Source organism: Gordonia sputi NBRC 100414 (assembly GCF_000248055.1).
Lineage (GTDB): Bacteria > Actinomycetota > Actinomycetes > Mycobacteriales > Mycobacteriaceae > Gordonia > Gordonia sputi.
In genome coordinates this window covers 38319-51716 of record NZ_BAFC01000150.1, presented here as the reverse complement: position 1 = coordinate 51716, position 13398 = coordinate 38319, and the positions used below count along the sequence as shown (strand labels likewise).

Below are 13398 nucleotides of genomic sequence, written 5' to 3'. Positions count from 1 at the left end.
CTAAATCTCCACTGATCACTTTCACGTTTAACGTAACCCACTCAGGTTCGAGTAGATCGAAACTCCGCGATCCCGACACAAAAAGTGAGCCATCGCGTCACGAAAGCGACGGTCGCGGATTCTGCGACCTACTGGAACGAGACGAAGAATGGACGCGGCGTGACATTCATCGTCTGCGACGGCGTTAGCATCGGGGTGTCCTCGGTATAGAAGTTCTTCCACCCCAACACAGTGTTCGGCGGCAAGTCGACCAGAATCCGACGCCATGTGTCCATCTTGACCGAGGGAATCCCGTGTCCGTCGGCATGGATAACGGTCTGCAGCTCCGGTCGCGTCGTCACGATCTGCTGACGGTTCGCGAGCATGTCGGTGTCGAACTCGTGCAGCACGAACAACTTCTGCGGCAACCCATGCTTACGCGTCAGCCCGGCGAGCCAGTCCGACGTCGCGTTGACCTCTGCGGCCCCGACCGAACCGATCTGGGTGAGGTGCACCTGGTCGGGTTTGAGCCGCCATTCGGGGTCGAGCGCGAGTCCGACATGCGGCATCGCCAGTAGATCTGCGTAACGCTTGGCCTGCGTCAAGAAGTTCATCCGTCCGGGCTGCAGGTCCAACGTGACATAGACGCCTGCCCTACCCGCGGCCTCCACCCACGGTCGAATCTGCGCGGGATCGATCATCGAGGTGTACGCGCCGCCGTCGCCCGGCGACGCCGACGCGACGGTCACGATGATCTCGAAGGCGGGCACCACCAGTTCGCGGCTCACCCGTTGGTATTGCGCGGCGATGCCCTTGACCTGCGCGATCGTCGCGGCAAGGTCCTGGCGGCCGAGCGGTCCGAGCGACGGCGCGCCGGGAGAACCGTATAGCGCAACCATGCGTCTTCCGGATGCCACGAGCTGCCCGCCGCCCGGGATCTCCGGCACGGTGACCGCCTCTTCGACGTTGCGGGCAAACGTCGGTGTGTCGCCGAACGCCCGTCCCAGAGCGATCACGGGAACCGTGCCGCGTGCTTCGCGCAGTGCCCGCACCGACTCGCCACTCGCGCGCGGGTCCGGCACTGCGACGTCGACGAGTCGTGTTCCGCCTGCCGCTGCGGTGGCGGCCAGGTCGGGGTCGAGCGGCCCCGCTGCAAAGACGACCGGCCTCGGACCACCGGGGGCCGGGTTGCCACGCAACCGGGTGAGTTCGTCGGCGTGCGCTGTCGAGAATTGCGCTGTGGAGTGAAGGCCGGTGTCGCCGGCGCCGACGACCCACACCGACCGTGTGCCGAGTCGACGCAACTCGGCTTCGACGCCTGCGCTTGTCTCTGGGCGCGCCGCGAAGACCGGGACATGCTTTGTCGCTGCGGTCTCGGAAATCTGTTTCCAGTCCTCGCCGGTCGCGGAGTCGGTGACCACGATGGCGTCACTCGAACTGCGAAATAGATTGCTGCTCAATGAAATTGCGGGAGTGCTCGGCACATCGACAACCTGCGGCCCGATCGCCGGGGTGGCGAAGACCGCGACGTCGGGTATGCGTGGGAGCGTCGACGCGGTGGTCAGGAGCGCAATCACGACGAGTGCCGCCAGGAGAGCGACGGCTCGTCCGCGTGAGACCACCGATGCGTCACTCCCCTCGCGATTGCCTACGACCCGTGCCGACGTGCCTTACCAACGTAACAACCCCGTGCCCGCCCGGACCGCATCCGGTTCGTCACGCGGAGTCGCGGCGGTGCAGCCGCAGCACAGACAGCTCGTCGGCGATACGTTGCGCGTCAGCGTCGGCCGACGGTGTCACCGAGCCGCGCGCCCAGTCGCCGTGTCCGCTGGAGCGATCGAAGCCGAACGGTATGGCAGGCAGCTCGCGGTCCCAGTGCACGCGGATGACGGCGTAGACGACCGGAACCACGAAGACCAGGACGAGAAAGACCAGGAGGAGAGCGTCTGAGAATGTCATGTCAGAAATTATCTGTCCGCTCAAATTCCGCCACCAGTGGCACTAAAGCCAACGTTCGACAATTTTCTGCCATACTAGGTACGTGCTCAACAAGGTGGCAGCGATCCTGCAAGGCAACGTCGCACTCTTTGAATTCGGCGTGCTCAACGAGGTGTTCGGCCTCGATCGCACGGGTTACGGCGGCCCGCCATTCGACTTCCGCATCTGCGCACCAGACCCCTCCCAGCCGCTCAGTATCGGCAACGGCGCGAGCATCGTCGCAACGCATGGACTCGACGCCGCGCGCGACGTCGACCTCGTCGCCATCCCGGGCGGCAGCACGAGTGGCGAGTACCCCGAGGAGGTCCTCGACACCGTGCGCGCGGTCGTCGACAACGGCGGGCGGGTCCTGACAGTGTGCTCGGGCGCATTCGTCGCGGCGGCCGCCGGACTACTCGACGGCCGACGCTGCACCACCCACTGGGCCTACGGCGAGAAGCTCGCGCGCATGTATCCGGCGGCCCGCGTCGACACCGACGTACTGTTCGTCGACGACGGCCCGGTCACCACCAGCGCCGGCACCGCGGCGGGCATCGACGCCGCGCTGCATCTCGTCCGCGAAGAAATCGGGCACGAGGCAGCCAATCTGATCGCGCGACGCATGGTGGTTCCGCCGCATCGCGACGGCGGTCAACGACAGTTCGTCGACACCCCGATCCCCGAGTGCGGCTCAAAGGGCTTCGCCGAGATGCTCGACTGGCTCGTCGAGAACCTCGACCGCGAGGTCCGGGTCGACGAGATGGCCGCCCGCATGCACATGTCGCCGCGGACCTTTGCCAGGCGCTTCGGCGACGAAGTGGGCGTATCCCCGCACAAATGGCTCACCGAACAGCGCGTTGCGCACGCGCGTCGGCTACTGGAGACCACGTCGCTGCCGATGGAACAGATCGCCACGCAGGCGGGATTCGGGTCGGCGACGCTCCTGCGTCACCACTTCGCGTCAGCGGTCGGCGTCTCGCCCGCGACCTACCGTCGACGCTTCGCCGCCCAACAGGCCGGCTAGCTAGGCGTCGTTCTTCGACGCCGTGTCAGTAGTTGACGTCTTTTCGGGAGTCGATGCCTTTTCACGAGTCGATGCCTTTTCAAGAGTTATCGAGGCAGTCTCGGTGACAACCGGGTCGTCAACTGTCGGCGCGTCGTCGTATGACTCGCTGAAGGAGACGCGCGGGGTCGTGGCGACGTGGACCAGCGCGAGTACGCCGTAGACGATCGCGGCGATACCGAAGAGCGCCGCCAGCACCACAGCGCCGATGTGTACCGCGCCGAGCACCACTCCGCCTCCGCGCGATGCGACGGCTCCGACCGCGCTGAGCACAGCAGCGAGAAGGGCCCATGCCGCGCCGCGTAGACGCGGCGTCACGATCGATGAGTAGAACAGCCGCTGATACAGCGTGACCTCGTACTCCTCGACGGCCGCGAGACGGACCGGATCACCGTCGGCGAGCTCACGCAGTTCACGCGCCAAACCCGCGGCGCGAGCCAGTCGATCGGCTTCGCGCTCGCGGGTTCGGACATATGCGATGGTCGCGACCGTGGCTGCAACGAGCCCAAGGCCGACCATGACCCCCAGATCATTCACGCACTAGACGCTACAGCGCGGGCGTCTCATGCAATCTGTGCTTGCCACATCCAGTGGAGTTGTTCCAGTTTGGCGGCGAACGAGATCAGCAGATCCTGGGTGACCGGGTCGGCCTCTTCCGTCTCGTCGATCCGCGTACGCAGACCGGCGATCACAGCCTTGAGGTTCTCGACGATCGACGCGATGACCTCGGTGTCGGACGTCCAACCGTCACCGAATCCGGTGGTGCCCGCCGTCTTGGCGACGGTCTCGGCCCGACCGTCGGGCGAGACGCCGATCGCGGTTGCACGCTCAGCGGCCTGGTCGGTGAACTCGCGACTCACCGTGACCAGCTCGTCGAGCTCGAGGTGGACCGAACGGAAGTTCCGTCCGACCACATTCCAGTGGGCCTGCTTGGCGACCAGGGACAGATCGATCAGATCGACAAGGGTCTGCTGTAGCGCGTTACCGGTGACCGTCTTCTGCTCATCGGTCAGGGTGCTCGTGATCGGAGTGTTCGTCATTGTGTGACTCCTTCTCTCTCGCTGCCGCCGGTAGGCGGACTTGAATGCTGCCGCCGGGTGGGCGGACTTGTGGTTGTACCCGGCGCCGGGCTGTGGCGCCGGGCTCGCAACGGTCGCGTCGGTGTCAGACGCGAACCGTCAGGTTGTGGGCGATGTTGCCCTTTGTCGCCTTGGAGTAGGGGCAGAAGGCATGTGCGCCCTCGGCGAGTTCCTTTGCCTTGGCTTCGTCGACGCCGGGAATGTAGGTCTCGATGTCGGCGACGAGTCCGAACCCGCCGTCAGCCGGGTCCTTGCCGATGCCGATGGTGACGGTGACCGTCGAGTCGTCGGGAATCGGCGAGCCCGCGTTCTTGGAGGTCGCACGCAGTGCGCCGAGGAAACAGGCCGCGTACCCCGCCGAGAAGAGTTCCTCGGGGTTGCTGCCTTCTCCGCTGCCACCGAGTTCCTTCGGTGGGCGCAGGTCCAGATCGATCTGTCCGCTGGCGGATACGACCTCGCCGTCGCGGCCGCCGCCGGTCGCCGTGGACGAAATGGTGTAAGCGGGTTCGATGGCCATGTGTGTTCTCCTCTGTGAATGGACACTGCTGTACAAATGGACACTGCTGTCTAGATGGACACTGCCTGAGATGTGGTACTTCTTTGTCTTACAACAGCTCTCACGATCGTGCTGTTCCGATATCGCAGATGTTCAGCAAGATTTCAGTCTCAGAGTCCTGCTCGGACGCCCGATTCGACCTTCTTGCCCAGATCCTCGTCGACGTTTCGCCAGTACTCGAACACTCGCGACAGCACCGGCTCGCTGACACCGCCGAGCACGTGTCCGACGATGTTGTCGACGAGGCGTTCGCGTGCGGCATCGTCGAGCACGTCGCGCACCATCGTGCCCGCCTGCGCCCAATCGCTGTCCTCGGCGTGCTCGATGTAGCCGGCACGCACCGCCGCGCCGTCGAAGGACCAGTGCCCTTCGTCGCCCGCGGCACCCGGATCGGCGTGCGGTCCACCAAATGAATTGGGCGCGTATACCGGAACGTCGGGGGCGGAGAAGTTGTATGCCATCGCGCCCTCCTTGGAGTAGGTATTGACCTCTGCACGTTTCGCCGAATTGACCGGCAGCTGAGCGTAATTCGTCCCGATGCGATAGCGATGCGCGTCCGCATAGGCAAAGACCCTGCCGAGCAACATCTTGTCGGGCGAGAAGCCCACTCCGGGAACCACATTCGACGGCTCGAACGATGCCAGTTCGATCTCGGAGAAGAAGTTCTGCGGGTTGCGGTTCAGCGTCCAGGTGCCGACCTCGATGAGCGAGTAGTCCTGCTGCGACCAGACCTTGGTGAGGTCGAACGGATTGAAGCGGTACTCCTCCGCCTCGTCGACCGGCATGATTTGGACCTTGAGCGTCCAGCTCGGGAACTCGCCGTTCTCGATCGCCTCGTACAGATCCTGGCGGTGATAGTCGGGATCACTGCCTGCCAACGTGTCGGCCTCTGCCTGCGTGAGGAACTCGATGCCCTGGTCGGTCTTGAAGTGGTACTTGACCCAGAAGCGCTCACCGTCGGCATTGACCCACTGGTAGGTGTGCGAGCCGAATCCGTCCATGTGCCGCCACGACTTCGGAATGCCGCGATCGCCCATCAACCAGGTGACCTGATGCGCGGTTTCGGGCCGCAGCGTCCAGAAGTCCCACTGCATGTTGTGATCGCGAAGTCCCGAACCGGGAAGTCGCTTCTGCGAACGGATGAAGTCGGGGAACTTGATCGGATCCTTGATGAAGAAGACCGGCGTGTTGTTGCCGACCAGATCGTAGTTGCCGTCCTCGGTGTAGAACTTGATCGCGAATCCGCGGGGATCGCGCCAGGTATCGGGGCTACCCTGCTCGCCCGCGACCGTCGAAAAGCGTACGAGCGATTCGGTTTTCGCGCCCGGCGCGAACAGCTTGGCCTTGGTGTAGCGCGACACGTCACCCGTGATCACGAGTTCGCCGAACGCCCCGCCGCCCTTGGCGTGCACGATCCGCTCGGGTACGCGCTCGCGGTTGAACTGCGCAAGCTTCTCGATCAGGTAGTGGTCGTGGAGCAGGATCGGACCCTGCGTTCCCGCCGTCAACGACTCGTCGTCGCTTGCGACCGGAATCCCGGTGTTCGTGGTGGTGCGTGGTGTCATCTGCGAATCTCCTTCGTTGTCGGGGCTGTTCGCTTCTGAGGTCGGTTCGCGAGCGACGACGCCATCGTCTCGCTCGCTGCTTCCGCCGCGGCGGGCGGGCCACGGCGGCTGAAAACGCTTTCGTAAAAGGTTGGAATTAAACAGGTTTCGGAGTCGACGGCTTCACGTTCGACGGATTCGAGTTCGACGCGGCTGCACGACAGCGCGGGCACTGCCCCCAGAACGTCACCTCGGCCTCGTCGATCGTGTAGCCGTGGTCATCGTCGGGAACCAGACAGGGAGCCTGTCCGACGACGCAATCGATGTCGACGATCTCGCCACATGTACGACAGACGAGATGGTGGTGATTGTCTGCGGTGCGCGTCTCGTAGCGCACCGCAGATCCTGCAGGTTCAATGCTTCGGAGCAATCCGTTCTCGGTGCACGAGCGCAGTACGTCGTAGACGGTTTGCGTCGACACCGCGCCGAGTTGCTCTCGCACACCACGCGCGACGACGTCGGCCGTCGAGTGCGGGTGCTCAGCCAAGACCTCGAGCACCGCGAGGCGCGGAGCGGTGACCCGCATACCTGCCTCACCCAGTTGCTGCACGAGCGCCTGTCGGTCCTGCATGACTCCAACCATAGTCACATTTCTGGAATAAGTCCATTCTTTGGATAGATTCCAGATAATCCGCACCGACGGTGCCGGTACATGGATTCAGGATCGGCGAAACCGATCCGCACGCAGGCCCCGAATGTCATGCTCGCAGGGTTGTCCGGTGTCCCGTGTTGTCCGGTGTCCCGTGTTGTCCAGTGTTTTGGGGGGATTCATGCGCACGCTCGTCGTCAGCACGCTCGCACTGCTCATCGTGGCGGTCGGGATCGTCGTCGCGCCGCAGGCACATGCCGCCGATGCCTTCACCGTCACCACACTGCACTTCGACGTCGCTCACAACTCGGGACCACGCTGCGACGTCGTCGGCGATCTCTATGTTCCGCAGGGTGTTTCACCAAGCAAGCGTGCACCGGCCGTGCTGACGACCAACGGCTTCGGCGGCAGCAAAGACGCCCAGGCCCCGCTGGCGCGTCTGTACGCCTCGCGCGGCTACGTCGTGCTCGCCTATTCCGGCCTCGGATTCGGTGGATCGAGTTGTCGGATCACGTTCGACAGCCCGACGCCCGATGGCACAGCGGCGTCGATCGGTCGATCCTCGACGGGTTCCGGCGTGGATCGGTCGCGTCCTTCCTCGACCGCGTCACCATTCCGACCCTGTTGGTGCAGGGCGAGAAGGACACTCTGTTCAATATCCAAGAGGCGCTGGCCACCTACCGTGGCCTCACGGCCAGAGGTGTCCCGGCGGGGATGATCTGGTTCTCCGGCGGACACTCCGGCGAACCCTCCGAGGGTGACCTCTCCTCCACCGCACCCGACCCCGCCATCCAATACGTCACACAGCGAGCCCTGGGATGGCTCGACCACTACCTGAAGGGCACCGGCCCTGGTACCGGTCCGAGGTTCGCCTACTACCGCGACTGGATCGGCTATCGCGGCATCGCCACGCCGGCCTATGCGACGGCAGACAGCGTCGATGTCGGCAGCCCGACACAGTTCACTCTCTCCGGCGCGAACGGCATGGTGCCGTCGGCCACGACGCCCGGACCGGGTACCGCACGCTTGCGCACGCCACCGGCGGGGTTGCCCACCACCCACGACACACCCGACGCACTCGGACTCGTCAGCCTGCCCGAACGCGACGTCGCGGGCACGTACGCCCAGTGGGATACCGCGCCGCTGCGATCGGCACTCGATGTCGTCGGAACGCCGACACTACGCCTGCGCGTGTCCGCGCCCCGCGGAGTCGGCGCGCCGCTGGCCGACCAACTCGTCCTTTTCGCCCGAATCGTCGACGTCGATGCCACCGGATCCGCGACGACCGTCGGCAATCTCGTTGCGCCGGTGCGGATATCGGACCCTCGCGCACCGGTGACGATCACTCTGCCTGCATTCGTGCACCGCTTCAAGACGGGCCACCGACTACGCCTCGTCGTCTCGGGCGGATCGACGAACTACCGCGGCGGGATGCGCCCGATTCCGGTGTCGATCGACGCCGGGGCACATCAGACTCTCCAACTACCGGTCGTCTGAGGCGGCACGACACCACGAGACCCGCCACGTTCTCGAGTGGCGCCCTCTCCGCGGCTGTCGTATCGTTGCTCGCACGAGATCACGTGTAGCAACGGGGAAGAGTCCCGATGTTCGCGTCCGTGACGGCCCTTCTCTCGGGTCCCGCGTCGAAAAGCGCACGCGATCTCATTCGTGAAGAGAGAACACACCCATGAGCAACACCACCACTCCGGCTACCGCCTCCGCTGACTCGTACGCGATGACCGAACTCAATCGCGAAGCTCAGATGGGTGGCATGGGCACCGAGACCACCGACCGTGAGGTCCGCCGCATCAGCCTTGCCGACTTCGAGCAGCGTCGCGCCCAGATCGCCGACGAACTCTGGTCCGCCGCAACCGATATCGGCTTCTTCCAGATCGTCGATCACGGCATCGACATGGCAGAGGTCAACCACGCCTTCGAGATGTCGGCCAAGTTCTTCGAGCTACCCCGCGAGGTCAAGGAGCAGTTCCCCCTCAAGAAGGGCCAGAACGCCGGGTGGGAGTTCTCCAGCCAGGTCCGCCCGTCGGTCGGCACGCCGGATCAGAAGGAGTCCTACCAGCTCACCCTCCCCCGCATGGACGGTCTGTGGCCCACCGAAGAGGAGCTCGCCGGATTCCGGGCAACGCTCCTCGACTTCGAGCACAAGTGCTGGAAACTCGCGATGGACATCCTCGGCTGCTTCGCGGAGAAGCTCGGATTCGACCGTGAGTTCTTCACTCGCGCACACGATCCCAGCACCGAGACCTACCAGAGCACACTTCGCCTGCTGCACTACTACGCCTTCCCCGACGCCATGCTCGACGAGCCGAAGGTCTGGCGCGCAGGCGCGCACACCGACTTCGACGCCTTGACGCTGCTGTTCCAGCGCGCGGGCCAGGGCGGCCTCCAGGTGCTTCCGGGTGCCGAGGCCTCCACACAGGCGTGGACTCCCGTCGAACCATCCGACGAGGCGATCACCTGCAATATCGGCGACATGCTGATGCGCTGGTCCGACGACAAGCTCCCGTCGAACTTCCACCGTGTGCGCGCACCGCGTCGTGGCGAGTACACCGGCCCGCGGTACACCATCGCCTACTTCGCGCAGGCCAACACCGATGCCCTGATCGAGAGCACCGCGGGCAAGTACCCGGCGATCACCGGTGGCGACTACATCGCTCAGCGCATCGCCGCGAACTTCGCCAAATGAGCGACACTGTGGCAACGGGAGAACAGTCGAGCTCTGTGTTTTCCGACGTCGCCGTGTATACAGGCGGCATCTGGCTCGAGCATCAGGATGTTCGCGTGGTCGGCGGGGTCGTCGAATCGATCTCGCCCCACGCGTCGTCGACAACTGCTGCGGCTGAATCGATTTCGACCGGCGGCTATCTGATCCCCGGTTTCGTCAACACGCACACCCATCTGCAGCAGTCACTGATGCGCGGCATCGCCGAGTGCACGCCACTGCTGGAGTGGTTGCTTGCGGTCGGCGAGGAGTCGGTCGCCATCACACCCGAGCGTGCGTACACGGCGGCCGTTGCGGCAAGTCTGGAAATGCTGCGGTCGGGCACCACGACCGTCGTCGAGCACATGTGGCCTCACCCGTCCACCGAGGTCCACGGCGCGGTGATCCAGGCGTTGCGCGACACCGGGATTCGCGCGGTTCTCGGCCGCGGCGTCGCCGATCGGCCCGACGCCACGCGCAAGTGGGGATTCGAGCCGCGACTGATGCAGCCGCTCGACGAGGTACTCGATCATGTCGAGCACCTACGCGAGCAGACAGCGGACTCGACGATCACTGTGGCACTTGCCATTCCGAACCCGCGATCGGTCACCGAGTCGGGAATGGTCACACTGCGCGAGTTCGCTCAGGAACGCGACATGTCGGTGATGATCCACCTACTCGAAACACCGACCGACGATGTGATGTGTCTCGAGCACGCGGGACTGGGCGCGGTCGAGTACCTCGACTCCAACGGCTTCTTGTGGAACAGGCTGCTCGCGGTGCACTGCGTCGAACTCGACGACGTCGGACAGTCGATCCTCGCCGAACGCGGAGTTGCGGTGTCGCACAACCCGTTGTCGAATATGCGGCTCGGTAGCGGCATCGCGCCGATCCCCGCAATGCTCGACCGCGGCGTCGGCGTCGGACTCGGTGTCGACGGCGCGGCGAGCAATGACACGCAGGACATGCTCGAGACGTTCCGTATCGGAGCGTATCTGCAACGCGCGGCACACAAGCGCGCCGATCTCATGGGTTTCGAGACGATGCTCGACATCGCTTGTGGCGGAGCGAATGTGGCGCTCGGTCTGCCCGAGGTGATCGGCGGCGTGAGCGTTGGCGCACCCGCCGACCTCACCCTGGTCCGGTTCGACCGCGACTACGCGACGTTGCCGGTCCGCGATCCCGGAGCGTCGCTCCTGACCACCGGGTCACGCTCGATCGTCGACGTCGTGATGGTCGACGGCGACGTGGTGATCGCAGACGGTCGGAGCACGCGCATCGACGAGGCGGAGTTCACCAAACAGGTTGCGTCCCTGTCATAGCTTGTGTCCCTGCCATAGGACGCGAGGGCTCCACGTTGTGTGGGACCTGGGGGTGCAAAAATGCACCTCTGGATCCCACACAACTCGCCGAAGGTCAGCTGAAGCGAGACAGCACGCTGTGGACCGCCTGCGTCACGGTGAGCCGGTCGAATGACTGCACGAAGTCGAAGGTGCGCTCGAGGTCGGGACCGTCGTCGTGCTGATCGCGTGCCGAGAGCAACGCGGCGAAGTGAGGTCCGAGTATCGCGACCGTCCACTCGTTGACGAGATCGTCGTCGGCGTCGAGCGGTGCATGCCTGACGTTGCCGTCGACCATGTGCGACAGTCCGACGCCGTAGACACCGGCAAAGCCCGTGACGTCTGCGAGATCGCGCCATCGCTGTGACGTGGTGTCGGTGAAGTGCTGCGCATGCTGGAACGTGCCGACGACGATCATCGCCTGTCCCGCGGCAGCGGCCTGAGCTTCGAGCGCTTTACTCATCTCGACGAGCAGTCGCTTGGTCCCGCGGCGCGGCTCCTGCATGACGGACGCCAGCGCATACGGGGTGCCGGCCGACGGCGCGGGGCTCGACCACACCGGCGCCTCGGGGAAGGGCACCACCTCGTCGGCCGGGAGCTCCGACGGGTTGGCGACAGCCGGGTAGAGCCGTCCGGTCCCGTAGGTCGCACCGATGGTCCTCGCTGCCGAGCGCGAGCGCTCGTCGTGGATTCCCTCTGCGACGACGACGGCATTGCTGCGTTCGACGTGCGCGGCGAGCGCATGTGCGACCTCGGCCATGTCGGGTTCGGTGGCAACCGACAGCAGCTCCGGTCCGATGATGATCACGTCGGGCTCGATGAGCGGGAGCATCGAAATCGCATGCGGGTCAACACCTATGCCGTCGACGCAGATCACCCGTCCACGGCTGCGTGCCTCTCGCACGGCTCCCAGTGTCTCGTGCGGGCGGTGCAGCAGTTGCGCGGGCGATACCGAGAAGACCAGGCGCTGCAGAGCTGCCGGTGTCGGCAACGCGTCGAGTTCGTGCTGCGGGATGGAGTCCATGTCGACGGTGACGAGCACCGGGAGGATCTCGGCGAGTTCCGCGGACTGCGGGGAGCCGGCGAACACCATCTTCTGCTTGTCGAGGGGCGCCTTCTGCTCCATCAGGCGTGCGGCTCTGCGCAGTGCCTCCGCTGTGCCCATCGCGCTTCCGGCCAGACGTCGAACCTGCAATTCGACAGCAGCGAGCGCACCGTCCGACAGACGGCGAACCGGCGCGAACTGCATCACCACCTCCATCGACAGATCGTCGGCAGCCAACACCGACGAGTGGTAGGTGGATCGTCGAGAAAGGCGCGTCATCTTCTTAGCTAACCATTCATTTACGTAATAGGCGAAAGTCGTCGTCGCCGCCAGCCCCGACACACCCGCCGTGATCTTCTCGTGACCACGGGTTGCTGTGCGGTGTCAGTACCGCCGCGGCCCTGGTCACCGAACCAAAGCGGTCCGTAGCGTCAGCAGCAGTTCATCGCGGCACCGGGTTCGTGACGACATTCGAGTGAGGAGAGACTCATGTCGCAGAGCACGACGACTGCCGATCCAGACCATGTCCCCGCCACTGCCACCGCGAGCGAAACCGACGAGCCGGCCCCGCTGATCGCGGCAGCCAGATCCGGGATCGTCATACTCACGCTTCTCGCGACGAGCACAACCATCACCTTCGGTTCGCTGTTCTTCGCATAACGGCTCGAGAGTGGAAGCACGTCACAGTGCTGCGCCCGTGTGCCGCCTGCGCCGACCGTCGAGTCCGCAGGCGGTGCACACCACTCTGGGTCGGTTCATGGAGACTCGCGCAGTACTAGCGCCCCTTCACCATCCGCATCGGACGCATCCGCGTCGACTGCGGGAGCCAGCGGTTCACCGACTTCTGCATCGTGCACAGCGCGGAGATCGCCAGGAGTGCGAACTGAATCCACCCGATGACCGGCAGAGCCGACCACACCTCCGGGTAGCGGAACAGTAGGTCGATCCCGATCGGGATACAGAGCAGGTTGACGACGACCGCCGCGAGGTAGAAGTTGCGACAGTTGCGACTGTGATGCGTGGCCGCGGCGACCAGCAGCGCGTACTCGATCGCGAGGAAGACGACGATCGTGATCAGCATGAACGGCGGAAAGAAGTTCGCCATCGGGTCGATGCGATCGGCCGGTGCCGCGTTGCGCGGATCGGTCGCGAGTCCCTCGCGCAGGCGGTCTCTCAGCAGTCCTCTGATCGTCCCGAGGTTGACGAAGCCGTAGACGACCGCGACCAGCCCAGCGGCCGCCGCACCCCAGAACGCCACGCGCGCGTGGACGGTCAGCGCGCGCGGCGCAGGACCCGGATCGGTCGGCCGCGATGGGTAGAGCACCGCCTCGTCCTTGTCCTTCGACCGACGCTCGATCGCCGCCAGGTCCTCGGCATCGAGCTCGGCCTGCGTTGGGATGCGGTCGGACTCATCGGGGTCGGTCATGGTGACGATTGTCGCACTGTC

At 64.9% G+C, this 13398-nt stretch carries 14 protein-coding genes; 5 read left to right on the top strand and 9 right to left on the bottom strand.

What is annotated here, in order from left to right:
- Window positions 1-128: 128 nt before the first annotated feature.
- Window positions 129-1601 (bottom strand): hypothetical protein, encoded by a 1473-nt coding sequence (locus tag GOSPT_RS22730; RefSeq protein ID WP_005209565.1) that lies wholly within the window; start codon window positions 1599-1601, stop codon window positions 129-131.
- A 94-nt stretch (window positions 1602-1695) separates the two neighbouring features.
- Window positions 1696-1938, bottom strand: a complete 243-nt coding sequence (locus GOSPT_RS22725; RefSeq protein ID WP_005209563.1) for a hypothetical protein — start codon at window positions 1936-1938, stop codon at window positions 1696-1698.
- A gap of 82 nt (window positions 1939-2020) precedes the next feature.
- On the opposite strand from GOSPT_RS22725, the gene GOSPT_RS22720 reads away from it, so the two are divergent.
- Entirely contained in the window at window positions 2021-2980 is a 960-nt protein-coding gene (locus GOSPT_RS22720; RefSeq protein WP_005209561.1) for a GlxA family transcriptional regulator, read from the top strand.
- On the opposite strand, the gene GOSPT_RS22715 is transcribed toward GOSPT_RS22720, so the two are convergent.
- The 5 genes from GOSPT_RS22715 to GOSPT_RS22695 form a co-directional block, all read right to left on the bottom strand.
- Entirely contained in the window at window positions 2981-3538 is a 558-nt protein-coding gene (locus GOSPT_RS22715; RefSeq protein ID WP_005209559.1) for a hypothetical protein, read from the bottom strand. It abuts the gene before it with no gap.
- A 44-nt stretch (window positions 3539-3582) separates the two neighbouring features.
- On the bottom strand, window positions 3583-4059 hold the full coding sequence (locus GOSPT_RS22710; protein ID WP_005209551.1) for a Dps family protein: 477 nt from the start codon (window positions 4057-4059) through the stop codon (window positions 3583-3585).
- A 124-nt stretch (window positions 4060-4183) separates the two neighbouring features.
- Window positions 4184-4615, bottom strand: a complete 432-nt coding sequence (locus GOSPT_RS22705; protein ID WP_005209550.1) for an organic hydroperoxide resistance protein — start codon at window positions 4613-4615, stop codon at window positions 4184-4186.
- Between the two features lie 149 nt (window positions 4616-4764).
- Window positions 4765-6219 (bottom strand): catalase, encoded by a 1455-nt coding sequence (locus tag GOSPT_RS22700; protein WP_005209549.1) that lies wholly within the window; start codon window positions 6217-6219, stop codon window positions 4765-4767.
- A gap of 136 nt (window positions 6220-6355) precedes the next feature.
- A complete protein-coding gene (locus GOSPT_RS22695; RefSeq protein ID WP_005209548.1) occupies window positions 6356-6829 on the bottom strand; it encodes a Fur family transcriptional regulator in 474 nt (157 codons plus the stop codon).
- A 519-nt stretch (window positions 6830-7348) separates the two neighbouring features.
- On the opposite strand from GOSPT_RS22695, the gene GOSPT_RS22685 reads away from it, so the two are divergent.
- From GOSPT_RS22685 to GOSPT_RS22675, 3 genes are all read left to right on the top strand, one after another.
- Window positions 7349-8344, top strand: coding sequence for a CocE/NonD family hydrolase C-terminal non-catalytic domain-containing protein (locus GOSPT_RS22685; RefSeq protein WP_005209547.1), 996 nt, complete (start codon window positions 7349-7351; stop codon window positions 8342-8344).
- A gap of 190 nt (window positions 8345-8534) precedes the next feature.
- Window positions 8535-9551, top strand: coding sequence for an isopenicillin N synthase family dioxygenase (locus GOSPT_RS22680; protein ID WP_005209546.1), 1017 nt, complete (start codon window positions 8535-8537; stop codon window positions 9549-9551).
- Window positions 9548-10888 carry an amidohydrolase family protein gene (locus GOSPT_RS22675; protein ID WP_039857120.1) on the top strand — a complete coding sequence of 447 codons (1341 nt, stop codon included), beginning with the start codon at window positions 9548-9550 and terminating at the stop codon, window positions 10886-10888. The genes GOSPT_RS22680 and GOSPT_RS22675 overlap by 4 nt, the downstream gene beginning before the upstream one ends.
- Before the next feature lie 94 nt (window positions 10889-10982).
- Here GOSPT_RS22675 and GOSPT_RS22670 read toward each other — a convergent pair whose 3' ends face one another.
- On the bottom strand, window positions 10983-12155 hold the full coding sequence (locus GOSPT_RS22670) for an EAL domain-containing protein (RefSeq protein ID WP_083837518.1): 1173 nt from the start codon (window positions 12153-12155) through the stop codon (window positions 10983-10985).
- A 285-nt stretch (window positions 12156-12440) separates the two neighbouring features.
- On the opposite strand from GOSPT_RS22670, the gene GOSPT_RS24020 reads away from it, so the two are divergent.
- Window positions 12441-12611 (top strand): hypothetical protein, encoded by a 171-nt coding sequence (locus GOSPT_RS24020; RefSeq protein ID WP_005209542.1) that lies wholly within the window; start codon window positions 12441-12443, stop codon window positions 12609-12611.
- 115 nt (window positions 12612-12726) lie between these two features.
- Here GOSPT_RS24020 and GOSPT_RS22665 read toward each other — a convergent pair whose 3' ends face one another.
- A complete protein-coding gene (locus tag GOSPT_RS22665; protein ID WP_005209540.1) occupies window positions 12727-13377 on the bottom strand; it encodes a hypothetical protein in 651 nt (216 codons plus the stop codon).
- Between the last annotated feature and the right edge of the window lie 21 nt (window positions 13378-13398).